The organism is Janthinobacterium sp. EB271-G4-3-2 (genome assembly GCF_020858035.1).
In the GTDB taxonomy this organism is placed as follows: Bacteria; Pseudomonadota; Gammaproteobacteria; order Burkholderiales; family Burkholderiaceae_D; genus Janthinobacterium; species Janthinobacterium aestuarii.
Genome location: NZ_JACYMG010000010.1, coordinates 94,014 through 111,848, shown reverse-complemented (window position 1 = coordinate 111,848; position 17,835 = coordinate 94,014). Strand labels below are relative to the sequence as shown.

Sequence of the window (17,835 nt, the reverse complement as noted above, 5' to 3'; positions counted from 1 at the left end):
TGGAGGCAACGAATGACATCATACCCGGGATCAGGGCAGGGGCAAACCAGCTAGCCGCAGCAATTGTGCGGTTTCGTACAGAGGCAGGCCCATGATGCCGGAATGGCTGCCTTCGATGTGCTCGACGAACAGGGCGGCACTGCCCTGGATGCCGTAGCCGCCGGCCTTGTCGTACGGTTCCGGCGTGGCGCAATACGCGGCGATCGAGGCGGGCGAGAGCACGCCGAAGCGCACTTGCGATACCTGGGTGCGCTGCTCGGCAAAGTTTTTGTAGTGCACGGCGATCGAGGTGAGTACCTCGTGCGTGCGGCCCGACAGCTGCTCCAGCATGGCCACGGCTTCCGCGCGGTCGGCCGGTTTGCCGAGGATGACGCCGTCGATGGTGACGGTGGTGTCGGCCGCCAGCACGGGGCGCGGGGTCAGGTGGCGGCGGCGCACGAGGTCCCACGCGAAGGCGGCTTTTTCATTCGACACGCGGGCGACATAGTCGAGCGCCGATTCGCCGGGGAAGACTTCCTCGGTGACGTCGGCGCCGCGCGGGCCGTCGCTGCGCAGCAGCAGCAATTCGAAATCGACGCCGATCTGGCGCAGCAGTTCGCGCCGGCGCGGGCTTTTGGAGGCGAGGTAGATCTTGTGATCAGCCGTTTTCATGGGGGAGTTCAGACGCGGTGATAGGGGTGGTTTTGCGTGATCGACCAGGCCCGGTAGAGCTGCTCGGCGAGGATCACGCGCACCACGCCGTGCGGCAGGGTCATGCTGGAAATGCGCAGCATGCCTTCGGCACGTGCCTTGAGTTGCGGATCGAGGCCATCGGCGCCGCCGATCAGGAAAGCCGTATCACGGCCATCCTGCTGCCACGCCATCAATTGCTGCGACAGGCCGACGCTGGTCAGGTCCTTGCCGCGTTCGTCGAGGGCGATGATGCGCACGCCCTTGGGCAGGACGGCTTCGATGCGCTCTCGTTCGAGCGCCATCGCCGTGGCGGCGGTCTTGCTGCCGGAACGCTCCACCGGCTTGATTTCTTTCAGCACGATGCGCAATTCCGGCGGCATGCGCTTCGCGTATTCCGCGAAGCCCGTCTCTATCCAGGCCGGCATTTTATGGCCGACCGCAGCGATGATGAGCTGCATCGAGGCTTACGCTTCGACTTTTTTGATACGCTTGATCACGGTTTTTGCCGGTGCAGCATCGGCTGCCGGCTTGGCCGCGCGCGGGGCGCGTACTTTTTTCTCCGGCAGCGCTTTCAGCGCTTTCACGGCAGCCGCTTCGGTCTTGGTAGGCGCGACTTTCACGGTCTTGCCGACGGCTTTGGAAGCGGCGGCTTTTTTCGCCGGGGCTTTCTTGGCGGCGGTGGCAGCCGTGGCTTTCTTCGCTGGCGTTTTCTTTTCGATCACGGGCGAAGCTTCCACATTGGCCTTGCTTGCCGCCAGGTGGCCGCTGACCTTTTTCGGCTCGTCGCCGGCCGCTTTTTTCGGCGCGCGCTTGGCGGCGCCCAGCTTGACCGGGGTGTCGCCCCAGATTTCTTCCAGGCGGTAGTAGGCGCGGATAGGCGCTTGCATGATGTGGACGATCATGTCGCCCAGATCGACCAGCACCCACTCACCGGTTTCCTCGCCTTCCATGCCGATGATCTGGCCGCCGGCGTCCTTGACCTTGTCGCGCACCGAGGCGGCCAGCGCCTTGGTTTGACGGTTCGAGGTGCCGGAGACGATCGCGATGCGGTCGAACAGGCTGGTCAGGTGACTCGTTTCGAAGACGGCGATGTCTTGGCCTTTGACGTCTTCAAGGGCGTCAACGACGAGGGTTTGCAGTTTTTTGATGTCCATTTAGCTTTTGTATAAATTATGTTGTTCAATATAGTCTAGCACTAGCGGGGAAACAAGCGAGTTCGCCCGATTCCCCCGTTGTAATGCCGCACGTATTTCGGTGGCGGAGATATCCACCGCGAAGTCCTGTGCCAGATAAGTCAGACCGTGCGGCGTGTTGCGGATGCTTTCCAGAGACCCCAGGCGGCGCGAAAATGCGTCGGCGACCGCTTGCGGTACTGCTGTGTCATTCAGCGCGAAGCCGGGGCGGGCCGCGACGCAGATATGCGCGTATTCAAATAATTGCTGCCATTCGCGCCATGTCGCGAGCCGCTGCAGCTGGTCGGCGCCCATCAGGAAAACGATGGAAGCGCGCGGTCCCAGCTCGGCGCGTACCTGGCGCAAGGTATCGATGGTGTAGCTGGCCTGGCCATGTTCGCTGCGCTCGATTTCCTGGCGGTCGATCACCACGGGCAGGGGCAGGCCGGCAAAGGCCAGGCCGGCCATCTCGGCGCGCTGCTGGCCGGTGGCGCCCAGGCTGCCCTTTTGCCAGGGCGCGCCCGCCGGTATCACGCGCAGTTCATCGGCGTGCAGCAGGCTGGAAAAATGCGTGCCCAGCGCGACATGGCCCATGTGCACCGGATCGTAGCTGCCACCGAGCAGCGCGATGCAGGCAGTACTGCACGCCGTACCACTTTCCTTCACGCCTGCAGCCAGTCGCGATGCACGAGGAAGTCAGTATACAACGCCGCTTCCGGACTGCCCGCTTCCGGGTGCCAGTCGTAGCGCCACTTGACCACGGGCGGCATCGACATCAGGATCGCCTCGGTGCGTCCGCCCGATTGCAGCCCGAACAGGGTGCCGCGGTCGAAGACCAGGTTGAACTCGACATAGCGTCCGCGCCGGTAGCACTGGAAATCGCGTTCGCGTTCGCCGTACGGCGTGTCCTTGCGGCGCGCCACGATCGGCACATAGGCGTCGATGAAGGCGTCGCCGGCGCTGCGCAGCATGGCGAAACTGTCGTCAAAGCCCAGGGCGCTGAAGTCGTCGAAGAAGATCCCGCCGGCGCCGCGCGCTTCGCGCCGGTGCTTCAGGTAGAAATAATCGTCGCACCACTGTTTGAACTTCGGATGCAGCTCGTCGCCAAATGGCGCCAGCGCATCATGGCACACCTGGTGGAAGTGCTTCACGTCGCCCGCGTCGCCGTAATACGGCGTCAAATCCATGCCGCCGCCGAACCACCATACGGGTGCGCCATCGGCATTGAAGGTGCTGAAAAAGCGCACGTTCATGTGCACCGTGGGCGCGTATGGGTTGCGCGGATGCAGCACCAGCGACACGCCCATCGCTTCCCATGCCTTGCCGCCCAGCTCAGGGCGCGCGGCCGCTGCCGATGGCGGCAATGCTGCGCCGGTGACGTGCGAAAAATTCACGCCGCCCCGCTCGAACACATTGCCTTCCTCGATCAGCCGCGAGATGCCGCCGCCGCCCTCGGGGCGCTGCCAGGCATCGGTCAGGAAGGGCTTGCCGTCCTGCGCTTCGAGCGCCTGCACGATACGGCTTTGCAAATCGAGCAAATAAGCCTTGACGGCCAAAGGAGAGGGAGTTGACGACATCGCGTGGGCCGACGAGGCCGAAATAAAAAAGTAAGGACGGATTGTACCCTGTTACGGATTTTTGTGATAGCAAAACCGGCGATGCTGTCGCCGGCCCTGCTTTACCGGGGTGGCTTGTCCTGCACCACATGGACGTCATATTGCACGCTGTCATGGCCCGGTTGGCGGGCGGCGTCGAGTGCTTGCGCCGCACGCTGCTGCAGGTCATCGCCTTCGACCGTGCCGACCGGCTGCGCCAGCGGTGCCACAGGCGCTGGCTGCTCGCGCTTGAACCACAACGGCCCCACAATCGCCACGCTCATCAGCATCACCAGCATCAGCACGATCATCAGGACGTTGAACGGCCGCGCGGCGCGCCTACCATACCGGGCCGGCGGTTTACCGGCGGCATCGACGATCACGCGCGCCAGTGGCGAGCCGTTCGCGCGCGTGCGCGCTTGCAGCTCCTGGTATTGCAGCGGCGATAGCGTGCCCTGTTTCAGCATATGGCGCAAGGCCGCGACGGGCGTGGCGGCCAGGTGATCGGCTGGCAGGCTGTCGTGGGCGGCGTCGCGCTGCCACGCGTTGATCAGGTTCTGGTCGTACAGCGCGTCGACCGCCTGCCGGTTCACCTGCCGCAGCGCGGCGCCGGCCAGTTGCCGGCGTGGGTCATCGGCGGGCAGCTTGCGCAGCATCTTGAAAAAACGGTCTTCGGGCACCAGTTCGGCGCTCAGCAGCCAGGCCAGCGTCCTGACCTGATCGGCGTTCATCGCCAGCTCCGGCACATCGATGTCTTCGGCGGCATTGTGCGCGCGCTGCAGCTCGATGATCTCCAGCTCGGCCAGCGTATCGTCGTATTCGTCGCTGGTGATCAGGCCAAGGCGCAGCAGCTCTGCCAGCGGCAGCAGGCGTGGATCGGTGCTCATGGCTGCAGGCCTCCGGCAAGCGAACCATAGACGACGGACATCGCCAGGATCAGCCCCAGCACGATCAGCGCGCCCTTCCAGGCCGGTGGCCGCTGGTACGGGATGCGCTCGCGACCATGGCGCAGCCGGGACGCTGCCATGATTCCGCGCGTCAGTTCGCTGCCATGTTCACGCACGCGCACTTCCAGCGCGGCATCGCGCTGGAACTGGTTCAGCAAATCGAGCTGGTACAAGGCGTCGGCCTTGCGTTCCGAGTTGGCCTCGTTCAGTTCAAGCTGGTGCGGCTGGCCCAGCGATGCGTGGGGCGGTGCGATATGCATGGACTTACTCTTTTACTGTGGCCTGGCGCAGTTCGCCGGCAAATTGCGGTGTCACCGACCAGCCCTTGCCGGCGCTTTCTTCGCTGCTGCGCTGGAAGGTGAAGTCGCCTTCTTGCATGACCGCCGATCCTCCGTTGAGCATGCTCAGCACGGCGTCATTGCGTTCGATCAGCAGGCGGCAGGAATAGACGCCCGGCGAGATTTCCTTGCATGGCGCCAGCGGTTCGATTTCGGCGATTTCGCGCGTGCGCTCCATCGATTGCGTCAGCGAAAACGCTTGCCGTGGCCGGGGCATGATGCGCGCACCCTCCATGCCGTCGCGGAAAGCCTTTTCCAGCGCCTCGCGTCCCAGGGGCTTGGCTTGCTGGGCAAAGTCGCCATCCTCGATGGCGCCAAAGCGCGCCTGGACCAGCAACGGCCGCGCACCCGCATAGCTGATGCGGCGCTTGCTGCCGCTGTCGTCGCGCGCGACGGTATAGGCATAGTCCATCTTCTCGCCATCGAGCATGATCGTGGCCAGGCAGCCACGGATATTGTGTGACGCGGCGTAACCGGCCTCTTTCACGTCGTGCAGGCTTGCTTTGCCCGTGCCTTCCGGCGCCGCCTTGTTGAGCATGCGTGTCACGGCGGTGATCGTGTCGGTGGAGTCGCACCCGGGCACAGAATTGCCACTGACCACGTACCAGACCATGCCGGCCAGCGCCAGCGGCGCGACGATGACCCAGATCAGGCGCGAACCGGGAAACAGGCCATCGAGGATCGCGCCGCGTACTGCCTTTTTATGTTCATCCTGGCGCGCTTGCGCATGCTGGACCATGCGCTTTGCCTCATCGCTGCCGCCGGACGCGGTGCGCTGGCTCATGGACTTGAATTCTGCGCGCGGCAGCAGTCCCACATGCAGCATCCAGTTCAGCGCCTCGCCCGGCGTGGGCAGCAAAACGTCGCCGGGCAGGTGTGCCAGCGCCCGCTGGTACAGCTCCTGCGTGATCAGCGTTTCGTCACGCAGATGATCGAGCGATACGCGATTGAGTGCTTCCACCAGCTGCTGCAATATCGACAAACGCAGTGCCAGCTCGTCGCCGCTGAAGTGGCGCGCCACGCTCGACAACAGGCTTGTCACATCCTCGGGCGTCACGATCTGGCGCTGATGCAACCACATCAAGGTGTCGGGTAACGGCGTACCGATGGCGAGCTGTGGCAAGTCGGGATGCGCAAGCGCCTGCTCGCGCTGGCGCCGCGTGAGCAGCTTCAGCACATGCAGCGCCTCGACGGAAGTATGCGTGGACACAGGTGGATTGCTTGTCATCGGGAGCGGGTGTGCCAAGAATCAAGATGATCAATTTTACAATGCACTCTCGTTTCCTCAGCGCACTATTGAAGTTGCGCCTGATCCAGTTCTGTCCTGAACTGCGGTGTGACTGACCAGTTCTTGCCATCCTTGCTGCGCTGGAAAGTAAAGTCGCCTTGCTGCAGCACCGAGATTGCCAGCACCTTTGTTGCGGCGGCGGGCGCAAGGTCGTTACGGGCCAGCAGAAGGCGGCAGGAAACCACGCCGGGCAATACTGGCTTGCATGGTCCCAGCGCTTCGATATCGCCAATTTCACGGTAGTGCTGCGGCGACACCACTGCATTGAGATTGACATGGTAGAGCGGCTTGCCGCGCAGTGCATCCATGCCGGCCAGCACCGCATTCCTCAGCCCGTCGCGACCGATGGGTTGGCCCTGCTGCGCAAAGCCGCCATGCCAGGCGATGTCGGCAAAGCGCGTTTGCACGATGCCCGGATGCGCGTGGTCATACTCGAGCCGGCTTTTGCGGCGGCCTTCCACACGCGAAATGGTCCAGGCGTATTGCAGCGGCTTGCCGTCCTGGATGACGGTGGCCAGGCAGCCACGGGTTTTTTGCGGCCAGGCATAGCCGGCCTGTTTGATCTCATGCAGGCTGAATTTGCCATCCGTGACCGCGGCCACGGTTTGTCTGGCGTCACAGCGTGGTACGGCATAGCTGCTGAACCAGTACCAGGCCAGGCTGGCAACGAGTACCAAGGCAAGCGTCAGCCAGGCCAGGGGGCTTACTGATCCATCGTTGTCTGGTGCGGCAAGGCCGCTTGGAATGGTCATGGCGACGAATGGGGGGGCAATCAAAATGAAAACGGGCCGGGGCGGATGCATTCCGCGCCGGCCCGCCGTGTGATCGTTATGGAGCGATCAATGCTTCAAACCGCGCCAGCCGATGTCGCGGCGGTATTGCGCGCCGTCGAAATGGATTTTTTCCACGGTTTCATACGCCTGCTTCTGCGCCATCTTGATGCTGTCGCCCAGGCCCACCACGCACAGCACGCGACCGCCGTTGGTGACCAGGCGTTCGCCGTCGATGCGGGTGCCCGCATGGAAGGTGACGGAGTCCGGCGTTTCGGCCGGGATGTCGCCGATCGCCGTACCCTTGACCGGATCGTCCGGATAGCCGGCGGCGGCCATCACGACGCCAACGGCCGTGCGGCGGTCCCATTCCAGTTCCACGGCGTCGAGCGTGCCGTTGACGGCGTGTTCCATGACGGTGACCAGATCGGTTTTCAGGCGCGCCATGATCGGCTGCGTTTCCGGATCGCCCATGCGGCAGTTGAATTCCAGCGTCTTCGGCGTGCCCTTGTCGTCGATCATCAGGCCCGCGTACAGGAAGCCCGTGAACGTGATGCCATCCTTGGCCATGCCCTGGATGGTCGGCACGATGATCTCGCGCATGACACGCGCATGCATGGCCGGCGTAACGATCGGCGCCGGCGAATACGCGCCCATGCCGCCCGTGTTCGGACCCTGGTCGTGATCCTTCAGGCGCTTGTGATCCTGGCTGGTGGCCAGCGGCAGGATGTTCTTGCCGTCGCACATGACGATGAAGCTCGCTTCTTCGCCGGCGAGGAATTCCTCGATGACGATGCGCGCGCCGGCGTCGCCGAACTGGTTATCGGACAGCATCATGTCGACCGCCTGGTGTGCTTCTTCCAGGGTCATGGCAACGACGACGCCCTTGCCGGCGGCCAGGCCGTCGGCCTTGATGACGATGGGCGCACCCATGGCGTCGACGTAGGCATGCGCGGGAGCGACGTCGGAAAACGTCTGGTAGGCGGCCGTCGGGATGCCGTGGCGCTGCATGAAGGCCTTGGCGAAGTCCTTCGACGATTCCAGCTGCGCCGCTTCCTTGGTCGGGCCGAAGATTTTCAGGCCGCGCGAGCGGAACAGGTTGACGATGCCCGCTGCCAGCGGCACTTCCGGGCCGACGACCGTCAGGCCGATGTGTTCCTGCTGAACGAAGTCGGCCAGCAATTGCGGGTCGCTGATGTCGAGGTTGACCAGGCGCGCATCGCGCGCGGTGCCGCCGTTGCCCGGCGCGACATACACCATCTGTATGCGTTCGGACTGGGCCAGTTTCCAGGCCAGGGCGTGTTCGCGGCCGCCAGAGCCGACTACCAGAATTTTCATAGGGACCGTTCGTTCAATGTGGGTTGCAGGGCGGCGGTGCCGCCCTTGAGGCGTACAGCTTATTGTTTGCTTAGTTCTCGATCAGGGCGTTCGTAAACACTTCCTGCACGTCGTCCAGCAGTTCCAGCGCATCGATCAGCTTTTGCATCTTGATGGCGTCGTCGCCCGAGTACACGGTTTCCGTCGCCGGTTTCATGATGACTTCGGCTACTTCGGCCTTGAAGCCGGCCGCTTCCAGCGCTTCCTTGACGGCGGCGAAATCGTGCACGGGAGTCACCACTTCGAAGCCGCCTTCTTCATCGGCGATGACGTCGTCGGCGCCCGCTTCCAGGGCCGCTTCCATCAGCTTGTCTTCGTCGGTGCCCGGCGCGAACAGCAGCTGGCCACAATGCTGGAACATGAAGGCGACCGAGCCTTCGTTGCCCATGTTGCCGCCATTCTTGTTGAAGGCGTTGCGTACTTCGGCCACCGTGCGCACCTTGTTGTCGGTCATGCATTCGACGATGACGGCCGCGCCGCCCACGCCGTAGCCTTCGTAGCGCACTTCTTCGTAGTTGGCGCCATCGACGCCGCCGCTGCCGCGGTTGATTGCGCGCTGGACGTTGTCTTTCGGCATATTGGCGTCAGCCGCCTTGTCGACCGCCAGGCGCAGGCGCGGATTGGTGATGGCGTCGGCACCGCCCATGCGGGCCGCAACCGTGATTTCCTTGATCAGGCGCGTCCAGATTTTGCCGCGCTTGGCATCGGTGGCAGCCTTTTTGTGCTTGATATTGGCCCATTTGCTATGTCCTGCCATGTCGAATCTTCCTTAGACGGGTGTTCAATTGTGGCCGACATTTTAGCATATCGGCCCCCTGGCAAGCGGCATGGCCCCGTCATCAGGATGACACAATCTGTTGCTAAAGTGACGCGCTTTCACCATATCGAGGGCGCGACATCATGGCAAGTCAAATGGACAGACGGCAATTTCTGAAATTGGGCGGCTTTATCACCGTCTCCGTGGCGACCGCCGGCCTGGCCGCCTGCGGCAGCACCGATTACAGCGATCCTGGCGTGCCGCTCGCTTCGGGCGGCGACTGGAAATTCCCGCAAAGCGTGGCGTCGGGCGACCCGCGCGCCGACAGCGCCATGCTGTGGACGCGCGTCGTGCCCGCCAGTTTCGACGCCGTCGCGCCCGCCGTTGCCGGCAAGTCCGACGTGGCCGTGCGCCTGATCGTCAGCGCCAGCGACAATACGGCCGCCCTGGGCGGCAACACGGCCCTGGCGGGCACGCCCATCGTCGATGCGAAATTGCCCCTGAAATCCGATTTCGACAATACCCTGCGCCACAAGGTGACGGGCTTGCAGCCTGGCCAGGTGTATTTTTACCAGTTCATCGCCGGCGACGTGCGCTCGAACGTGGGCCGCTTCAAGACGGCGCCTGCCGCCACGGCCGACGTGTCGCAGCTGCAGTTCGCCTACCTGACGTGCCAGGACTGGAGCATCAACCACTGGGGCGCGCTGTCGCACATCGCCGCCAATGAAAGCCTCGATTTCATCGTCCATCTGGGCGACTACATCTATGAAACGGTGGGCGAAGCGTTCCAGAGCGGCGCCGTGGAAAGCCGCCACGACCAGCTGAAACTGCCCGACGGCACCTTCAAAAGCGGCGCGTCCGGCGCGAAATACGCGACCACCGTGGCCGATTACCGCTACCTGTACAAGAAATACCGCACCGATGCGCGCCTGCAGGCCGTGCACGAGCGCTTCGCCTTCATCGCCGTCTGGGACGATCATGAATTCACGGACGACGCCTGGCAGGACGCCTCCACCTACGAAGGCATCGCGGCCGCCGACGGCAGCGATCTGCATCAGCCGGCCCGCCGCCGCAGCGCCAACCAGGCGTGGTTCGAATACATGCCGGCCGACGTCACGTTCGATGCCGCCGCGACCACGTTCCAGAACATCCAGATCTACCGCGATTTCCAGTTCGGCAAACTGATGCAGCTGGTGATGACGGACGAGCGCCTGTACCGCGCCGACCATGCGATCGCCGAATCGACCATCAACCCGGCCACGGGCAAGCCGCTGGGCAGCATCGGCAGCCGCTACCTGGTGCCGCAAGCGCTGTTCGACAGCGTGGAAGGGCAGAAAATGGCGGCCGCCACCAAGGCTGGCGCCGACCCGCTGGCGGCAGTGGGCATGCTGGGCAGCACGCAGCGCGACTGGTGGAAAAGCAAGATGAAGGCGGCCACCTCGACCTGGAAGCTGTGGGGCAATGAAGTGTCCCTGCTGCGCATGGGCTTGAATGGCACGGATGCGATTGCCACCTTGCTGGCCTTGAGCGCGATGTCGAACGTGGGCCAGGCCATCGCCAGCACCCTGCCGCTGGTGGGCGGCAGCGTGCCGCTGGCCTCCAGCATCGTGGCCGCCTCGACGGCCGGCGCATCGCAGTCCGTGGCGCAAGCGGCGGCCATGGCCATCGCCGGCGCGGCCGCCAACGCCGGCGCGCAGGGCGCCGCTGCCGTGGGCGCCGGCTTGAGCGCGGCCCAGGCCGGCATCACGGTGGCCGCCTACAACAGCGCTTCGCCGGCCGCCGCCGCGCAAGTGATCGCCTTCGGCTGGATCAAGCCCGACGTGCAGGCCAAGGGCGCCGCATCGAGCTTTGTCGCCGCATCGGGCCAGCAAGCCGCGCTGGCGCCATTCTTCACGCGCTTCCTGCTCAATTGCGACCAGTGGGATGGCTACAACAGCGAGCGCAAGAACCTGATGGCGCACCTGAAAACCAATGCCATCGGCAACGTGGTGGCGCTGACCGGCGATATCCACTCGTTCTTTGCCGGCACCGTCAGCGACGACTTCGACGCGGCCGGCGGCGGCACGCCCGTCATGGTGGACCTCGTGTCGGCCGGCGTCAGCTCGGACTCCTTCTTCAGCTACCTGAAGTCGGCGGCAGGCAGCATGGGCGATATCGGCACCCTTGTCAGTTACCCGCTGGCCATTCCCGTCACGGGATTGGGCACGGTCAATCTCGATGTCAACCTGCTCGACTACACCATGGGCAAGGCGGCGCCCACCGTCGACAGCCTGCTTGAGCAACTGCGCGTGCAGCTGCGCGGCGCCCTGGCCGCCAAGGGCGTGCCGGAGGCGCAACTGGACGCGACGGTCGCTGCCGTGCAGGCCGGCTTGAAAGCGAGCACTGACTTCAGCGCGACCCTGCTGGGCCTGGCGCAGCAATTGTCCGGCCTGGGCAACAACCCGTGGATCAAGCATCTGAACACGGATGCGCAGGGCTACACGGTGGTCACCTTGACGCCAGGCAAGCTGGTGGCGCAGTTCAAGCAAGTGAATAAACTGATCGGCACGGCGGCGCCGTCGAACGTGATTGCGCGGGTGACGACGGCGACGGTAACGGCGGGCGCGGCGGCGGTGGTGGTGGCGTAAAGGGTAGGTCGGATTAGCGCGGCCATGCCGCGCGTAATCCGACAACATGGTTGGCGGGGATGGGGGGCGGGTTACGTTGCGGTGGTGTCGGGTTACATTGCGGTGGTGTCGGGTTACGCCCTTTGGGCTAACCCGACCTACGCCCCACCCACGCCGTCTTTGGCTTTTGCCATTACAATCTGGGCATGAGCTCCAGTTCCCCGCAAGCAACCCCATCTTCGCTTTCCCGTTCCGTCTACCTCGGTGGCCTGGCCATCGCCGTGGGCGGGGCGGTGCTGTTTTCCACCAAGGCCATCGTCGCCAAGCTGCTGTACCGCTACCAGATCGACGCCGTCACCCTGATTGCCTTCAGGATGATTTTTTCGCTGCCCGTGTTCGCCGTCATCGCCTGGTGGAAGATGCGCACGGAGCCGCCGTTATCAAACAGCGACCGCCTGCGCCTGGTCGGGCTGGGCCTCGTCGGCTATTACCTGTCCAGCTATCTGGATTTCCTGGGCCTGCAGTACATCTCCGTGGGGCTCGAGCGATTGATCCTGTTCCTCACGCCCACGTTTGTGCTCCTGATTACCACCGTGTACTTCAAGCAGAGCATCAGCCGCATGCAGTGGCTGGCCTTGCTCACCTCGTATTGCGGCATCGTGCTCGTGTTCGTGCACGACTTGCAGGGCGGCGCCAGCAATGTAGCGCTCGGTTCCACCCTCGTACTGGGTTCGGCCTGTTCGTATGCCGTGTATCTGCTGGGCTCTGGTGAATTGGTGAAACGCATCGGCTCGATGCGCCTCGTCAGCTACGCGATGTGCGTGGCCAGCTTTGCCTGCATCGCCCAATTCTTCATCCTGCGCCCCGTCGAACTGCTGATCCAGCCCATGCCCGTGTATGGCTTGTCACTGCTGAATGGCATCTTTTGCACGGTGATGCCCGTCTTCATGACGATGATCGCCGTCGAGCGCATCGGCGCGCCCGTCGCTTCGCAGGCGGGCATGATCGGCCCCGTGTCGACCCTGTTCCTGGGCGCCATGATCCTCGATGAACCGATCACCAACTGGCAACTGGCGGGCACCAGCCTGGTATTGGCCGGTATTTACTTGCTGTCGAAAAAGAAATAATTCCTCCACCCACTGAAAAGTCCTCACCATGAAAACACGCATCGCCCTGATTGCCCACGACAAGAAAAAAGATGACATGATTACCCTGGCGGGCGAATACCTGGATTTTTTGAAGGGCTGCGAACTGTCGGCCACGGGCACCACGGGCGGGCGCCTGATCAACGAGCTGGGGCTGGCAGTCGAGCGCAAGCATTCGGGCCCGTTCGGCGGCGACTTGCAGATCGGTTCCCTGCTGGTGGAAGGCTTGATCGATTGCGTGATCTTCCTGCGCGACCCGATGACGCCGCAGCCGCACGAGCCGGACATCAACGCGCTGGTGCGCGCCTGCGACGTGCATAACGTGGCGTGCGCAACGAATCTGTCGTCGGCGCACCTGGTGCTGTCGCAACTGCAGGCGCGGGCCATTGCCGCTGCCTGACGTTTTTCCCGATTCTTCTTCAAGGAGCATATTGTGAGCACAACGATTAGCACCAAGGCCATCCGCGTGCAGCGCACGGGCGGCCCGGAAGTGATGGAATACGTGGATGTGGAACTGCCGCCGCCCGGTCCCGGCGAGGCGCGCGTCAGGCACGAGGCCATCGGCCTCAATTTCATCGACGTGTATTTCCGTACGGGCCTGTACCCGCAGCCGCTGCCCAATGGCCTCGGCGTCGAGGGCGCGGGCATCGTCGAGGCGGTGGGCGAGGGCGTCACGGAAGTGAAGGTCGGCGACCGGGTGGCGTATGCGGCACGCATCAATGGCGCGTATGCGCAGCAGCGCAACCTGCCGGCGGCCCTGCTGCTGGTGCTGCCCGAGCGTATCGCTTTCGATACGGCCGCCGCCATGATGCTGCAAGGCTTGACGGTGCAATACCTGTTCCACCGCACGGTGGCGCTGAAGGCGGGCGACACCATCCTGTTCCACGCGGCCGCGGGCGGCGTGGGCCTGATCGCCTGCCAGTGGGCGAAGGTACTGGGCGTGAACCTGATCGGCACGGCCGGCTCCGATGAAAAGGCGGCGCTGGCCAAGGCGCACGGCGCGGCCCACGTCATCAACTACAACACGGAAAACTTCGTCGGGCGCGTGCGCGAAATCACGGGCGGCAAGGGCGTCTCCGTCGTCTACGATTCCATCGGCAAGGATACGTTTACGGGCTCGCTCGACTGCCTGGCGCCGCTGGGCATGATGGTCAGCTTCGGCAACGCGTCCGGTCCCGTGCCGGCGTTTACCCTCGGCGAACTGGCTTCGCGCGGCTCGCTGTTCCTCACGCGCCCGGCCCTGTTCAGCTATGCGTCGAACCGCACGAACCTGGAAGAGATGGCGGCCTCGCTGTTCGGCGTCGTCAGCAGCGGCGAAGTGCAGATCGAGATCAACCAGCGCTACAACCTGGCCAATATCGCCCAGGCGCACACGGACCTGGAGGGGCGCAAGACGACGGGCTCGACCATCATCGTGCCATGAGCGGCGGCAATGACGGCACGCCGAAATTCGGCCGCCTGCTGATCGTGCTGTTATTGGCCGTCGCCCTGATCGGCGCGCTGACCTTCGCCGCCGAGGCGTATTACTCATAGGCATAAAACAGACATGAAAAAACCGGCTGGCGCATCGCTGCACCAGCCGGTTTTTTTTGAGCGTCAGTGACTTATTCCACTTTGACTTCCACCTTGCGGGGAACTCCACTTTGTCCAGGGAAGTCGGCAAAGGCGCTCGCTACCATGGCCGGCATCACTTGCGAGGTGGCGCGCTTGTTGCTGGTCGATTGCACGGTCACGTCGTACAGTTTCTTGCCGTTGCGGTCATTGATCGTGATGCGCAATTCGCGCTCGTATTTGTGGCGCACGCTTTCCTCGACATCCATTGGGCCATACCAGTAGGGGTTGTAGCCGAAGCGGCCATAGCCTGGCCATGCGCCGTAGCGGTAGCCGTAGCGGCCGGGCCAGTAGCCAGGGCCATACCAGAATGGGTCGGTGGCCTGCAGCACGCGCTCAGGATAGTCGACGGTGGAGAAATTCATTGCCACGCGCAAATTGGCTGCCGCAGGGCCGGAAGCTTCGCCGAAGCCGTGCTTGGCCAGTTCCGCGCGCACCAGGTTCTGGTAGCTGCGGTATTCCAGCGTATCGTTTTCCGCCGCTGGCGCTTCAAACGCATACGATTTGTCCTGCAATTGCGCAGGCCACTCATGAAAGACGGTCACATCGCTGCGTATGGTGGTGGCGCATCCGGTCAGCAACACGGTCAATGCGGCCATCATGATGGTGAGATAACGTTTCATTGCATGACCTCCTGATTAGTAGACACAATTCATCGCTTGGTATTATAAGAATAGTTCTATTTGTTTCTATTCATTATTACAGAATGTTACCGAGCATGTCGGCGTGTAAGGGAATCCAACATTCCTGAGCTGAATCGCGACTATCGGGGGCTGGTGTTGGTAAAATAGGCTTTTGCCTCCGCTCCCACCCAAATCCCTATGCGCACAGACAGCCCTCAGACGATTTACCGCAAAGATTACACGCCGCCCAGCTTCCTGGTCGACAGCGTCGAACTTGGTTTCGATCTTGATCCCGCCCGCACAGTGGTGGCGAGCCGGATCCATATGCGTCACAACCCGGCCAGCACCAGCCGCAGCATTGAATTGCACGGCGAACATATCGAACTGGTGATGGTACGCCTGAATGGCAAGGTGCTGAAGCCGTCGCAGTACAAGCTGACGGCCGGCATGCTGACCATCCCCAAGGCGCCGGACGAGGTGCTGCTCGATATCGAGACCGTGCTGGCGCCGCAGGACAACACGTCCTTGTCGGGCCTGTACGTATCGAACCATAATTTCTTCACGCAGTGCGAAGCGGAAGGCTTCCGCCGCATCACCTTCTTCCCGGACCGCCCGGACGTGATGGCCAAGTACACGGTCATGCTGCGCGCCGACAAGGAACAATATCCGGTGCTGCTATCGAATGGCAACCTGATCGAAGAGGGCGACCTCGGCGACGGCCGCCATTACGCCAAGTGGGAAGACCCGTTCAAGAAGCCGTCCTACCTGTTCGCCCTCGTCGCCGCGCGCCTGGTGTGCCAGGAAGAGCGCTACACCTTGAAGTCGGGCCGCGAAGTGCTGCTGCAAGTGTGGGTGGAAGACGGCAACCTCGATAAGACCGACTATGCCATGCAGTCGCTGAAAAACTCGATCCGCTGGGACGAGGAGCGCTTCGGCCTGGAGCTGGACCTGGACCGCTTCATGATCGTTGCCGTGGGCGACTTCAACATGGGCGCGATGGAAAACAAGGGCCTGAATATTTTCAACACCAAGTACGTACTGGCCAATTCGCGCGTGGCGACCGACGTCGATTACGCGGGCATCGAAGCGGTGGTGGGCCATGAATACTTCCATAACTGGACGGGCAACCGCGTGACGTGCCGCGACTGGTTCCAGCTGTCGCTGAAGGAAGGCTTGACGGTCTTCCGCGACCAGGAATTCTCGGCCGACATGATCGGCACGGACACGGGCCGCGCCGTCACGCGCATCGACCAGGTGCGCACCCTGCGCCAGGCGCAGTTCCCCGAAGATGCGGGCCCGATGGCCCATCCCGTGCGTCCCGATTCTTTCGTCGAGATCAACAACTTTTATACCGTCACCATCTACGAGAAGGGCGCCGAAGTGGTGCGCATGTACCAGACCCTGGTCGGCCGCGAGGCTTTTCGCAAGGGCATGGACCTGTATTTCGAGCGCCACGATGGCCAGGCCGTGCAGTGCGACGACTTCCGTGCCGCCATGGCGGACGCGAATGGCCGCGATTTCACGCAATTCGAGCGCTGGTACAGCCAGGCCGGCACGCCCATCGTCAGCGCTTCCACGCACTACGATGCTGACAGCCGGACGTTCGAGCTGACGCTGGCGCAAAGCTGCCCCGCCACGCCGGGCCAGGCGAAGAAACTGCCGTTCCACATTCCCGTCACCGTCGGCTTGCTGGCGGCCGATGGCAGCGATCTGCCGCTGTACGTCGATGGCGTGGCAGCCAATGGCGCCACCAGCGTCGTGCTGGAATTGACGCAGGCGTCGCAGACCTTCCGCTTCACGAACGTGGCGGAAGCGCCCGTGCCGTCGCTGCTGCGCGATTTTTCCGCGCCCGTGGTGCTCGAGTACGGCTATACGGATGCCGAGCTGCTGCACCTGTTCCGCCACGACAGCGATCCCGTCAACCGATGGGAGGCGGGCCAGCGCCTGGCCATGGAGCGGCTGCTGAAACTGACGGGCGCCGTCGCCGCCGGCGAGACCCTGGCGCTGGACGACACCTTCATCGAAGCGCAGCGCGCCTTGCTGGCCGACGACACGCTCGATCCTGCCTTCCGCGAGCTGGCCCTGATCCTGCCGTCGGAAACCATCATCGCCGAGCGCATGGCGCAAGTCGACCCGCAAGCGATCCACGCGGCACGCCAGTTCATGCGCCGCACGATTGCTGCGGCCCTGAAACCCGAATTGCTGGCGCAGTACCACGCCAACCAGACGCCGGGCGAGTACAGCCCCGACGCCCTGTCGGCTGGCAAGCGCGCGCTGAAAAACCTGGCCCTGTCGTATCTGCTGATTGCGCCTGAAGCGGCGGAGCTGGACCTGGCGCGGCTGCAGTTCGACAATGCCGGCAACATGACGGACCGCGCCGCGGCGCTGGCGGCACTGATTCATTCCGGCTCGCAGCCGCATGCGCAGGCGGCTTTGACCAGTTTCTATAGCGATTTCGAGAACGAAGCGCTGGTGGTCGACAAGTGGTTCGCCATGCAGGCGGCCGCGCCGACGACCGATGTGCAAGCCGTGCGCCAGTTGATGACGCATCCGGCCTTCACCTTGAAAAATCCGAACCGCGCGCGCAGCCTGATCTTCAATTTCACCAACGGCAATCCATCGCAGTTCCATGCACAGGACGGCAGCGGCTACGCCTTCTGGGCCGAGCAAGTGATCGCGCTCGACGCCCTGAACCCGCAAGTGGCCGCGCGCCTGGCGCGCTCGATGGACCGCTGGCGCCGTTACGTGCCGGCGCTGCAAAGCCCCATGCGCGACGCGCTGGAAAAAGTCGCCGGCCAGGCCAGTTTGTCGAATGACGTGATGGAAGTCGTTTCCAAGGCATTGGCAAATTGACGGCTGTCGGATGACGCCCTGCGGGCTGATCCGACCTACGTATGCAACGGGATTCATTATTTGTAGGTCGGCTTAGCGCCA

17 protein-coding genes are annotated in these 17,835 nt (G+C 63.4%); 5 read left to right on the top strand and 12 right to left on the bottom strand.

Annotation, left to right across the window (positions count from 1 at the left end; all coding sequences use genetic code 11):
* Positions 1-30: 30 nt before the first annotated feature.
* The 11 genes from IGS55_RS20310 to IGS55_RS20260 all read right to left on the bottom strand — a co-directional run bounded on the left by IGS55_RS20310 (position 31) and on the right by IGS55_RS20260 (position 8,916).
* Entirely contained in the window at positions 31-651 is a 621-nt protein-coding gene (locus tag IGS55_RS20310) for a Maf family protein (RefSeq protein ID WP_230518490.1), read from the bottom strand.
* 8 nt (positions 652-659) lie between these two features.
* Positions 660-1,130: a 23S rRNA (pseudouridine(1915)-N(3))-methyltransferase RlmH gene (rlmH, locus tag IGS55_RS20305; protein WP_034747108.1), complete on the bottom strand. Its 471-nt coding sequence runs from the start codon at positions 1,128-1,130 to the stop codon at positions 660-662.
* Between the two features lie 6 nt (positions 1,131-1,136).
* The gene (gene rsfS, locus IGS55_RS20300; RefSeq protein WP_101482607.1) at positions 1,137-1,826 is read right to left on the bottom strand and encodes a ribosome silencing factor; all 690 of its coding nucleotides are present in this window, start codon (positions 1,824-1,826) and stop codon (positions 1,137-1,139) included.
* Positions 1,827-2,510 (bottom strand): nicotinate-nucleotide adenylyltransferase, encoded by a 684-nt coding sequence (gene nadD / locus IGS55_RS20295; RefSeq protein ID WP_329958156.1) that lies wholly within the window; start codon positions 2,508-2,510, stop codon positions 1,827-1,829. It lies immediately after the preceding gene.
* Entirely contained in the window at positions 2,507-3,421 is a 915-nt protein-coding gene (gene hemF, locus IGS55_RS20290) for an oxygen-dependent coproporphyrinogen oxidase (protein WP_230518491.1), read from the bottom strand. Before hemF ends, nadD begins: the two co-directional genes overlap by 4 nt.
* Before the next feature lie 101 nt (positions 3,422-3,522).
* On the bottom strand, positions 3,523-4,326 hold the full coding sequence (locus IGS55_RS20285; protein ID WP_230518492.1) for a hypothetical protein: 804 nt from the start codon (positions 4,324-4,326) through the stop codon (positions 3,523-3,525).
* Entirely contained in the window at positions 4,323-4,646 is a 324-nt protein-coding gene (locus IGS55_RS20280; RefSeq protein ID WP_230518493.1) for a hypothetical protein, read from the bottom strand. Before IGS55_RS20280 ends, IGS55_RS20285 begins: the two co-directional genes overlap by 4 nt.
* Positions 4,647-4,650: 4 nt before the next feature.
* On the bottom strand, positions 4,651-5,934 hold the full coding sequence (locus IGS55_RS20275; RefSeq protein WP_230518494.1) for a hypothetical protein: 1,284 nt from the start codon (positions 5,932-5,934) through the stop codon (positions 4,651-4,653).
* An 83-nt stretch (positions 5,935-6,017) separates the two neighbouring features.
* A complete protein-coding gene (locus tag IGS55_RS20270) occupies positions 6,018-6,764 on the bottom strand; it encodes a hypothetical protein (protein ID WP_230518495.1) in 747 nt (248 codons plus the stop codon).
* A gap of 87 nt (positions 6,765-6,851) precedes the next feature.
* Positions 6,852-8,120 carry a phosphoribosylamine--glycine ligase gene (purD, locus tag IGS55_RS20265; protein ID WP_139091129.1) on the bottom strand — a complete coding sequence of 423 codons (1,269 nt, stop codon included), beginning with the start codon at positions 8,118-8,120 and terminating at the stop codon, positions 6,852-6,854.
* A gap of 70 nt (positions 8,121-8,190) precedes the next feature.
* A complete protein-coding gene (locus tag IGS55_RS20260; protein WP_072455668.1) occupies positions 8,191-8,916 on the bottom strand; it encodes a YebC/PmpR family DNA-binding transcriptional regulator in 726 nt (241 codons plus the stop codon).
* 155 nt (positions 8,917-9,071) lie between these two features.
* On the opposite strand from IGS55_RS20260, the gene IGS55_RS20255 reads away from it, so the two are divergent.
* The 4 genes from IGS55_RS20255 (at position 9,072) to IGS55_RS20240 (ending at position 14,090) form a co-directional block, all read left to right on the top strand.
* Positions 9,072-11,543, top strand: a complete 2,472-nt coding sequence (locus IGS55_RS20255) for an alkaline phosphatase D family protein (RefSeq protein ID WP_230518496.1) — start codon at positions 9,072-9,074, stop codon at positions 11,541-11,543.
* Positions 11,544-11,728: 185 nt separating this feature from the next.
* Positions 11,729-12,649 carry a DMT family transporter gene (locus tag IGS55_RS20250; protein WP_230518497.1) on the top strand — a complete coding sequence of 307 codons (921 nt, stop codon included), beginning with the start codon at positions 11,729-11,731 and terminating at the stop codon, positions 12,647-12,649.
* A 28-nt stretch (positions 12,650-12,677) separates the two neighbouring features.
* Positions 12,678-13,067: a methylglyoxal synthase gene (locus IGS55_RS20245; RefSeq protein WP_230518498.1), complete on the top strand. Its 390-nt coding sequence runs from the start codon at positions 12,678-12,680 to the stop codon at positions 13,065-13,067.
* Between the two features lie 93 nt (positions 13,068-13,160).
* Positions 13,161-14,090, top strand: a complete 930-nt coding sequence (locus IGS55_RS20240; protein ID WP_230518515.1) for a quinone oxidoreductase family protein — start codon at positions 13,161-13,163, stop codon at positions 14,088-14,090.
* Between the two features lie 181 nt (positions 14,091-14,271).
* Here the strand turns inward: IGS55_RS20240 and IGS55_RS20235 are convergent, their stop codons facing one another.
* On the bottom strand, positions 14,272-14,901 hold the full coding sequence (locus tag IGS55_RS20235; RefSeq protein ID WP_230518499.1) for a DUF4136 domain-containing protein: 630 nt from the start codon (positions 14,899-14,901) through the stop codon (positions 14,272-14,274).
* 198 nt (positions 14,902-15,099) lie between these two features.
* On the opposite strand from IGS55_RS20235, the gene pepN reads away from it, so the two are divergent.
* Complete coding sequence (gene pepN, locus IGS55_RS20230; protein ID WP_230518500.1) at positions 15,100-17,754, top strand: aminopeptidase N; 2,655 nt, start codon at positions 15,100-15,102, stop codon at positions 17,752-17,754.
* The last annotated feature ends 81 nt before the right edge of the window (positions 17,755-17,835 follow it).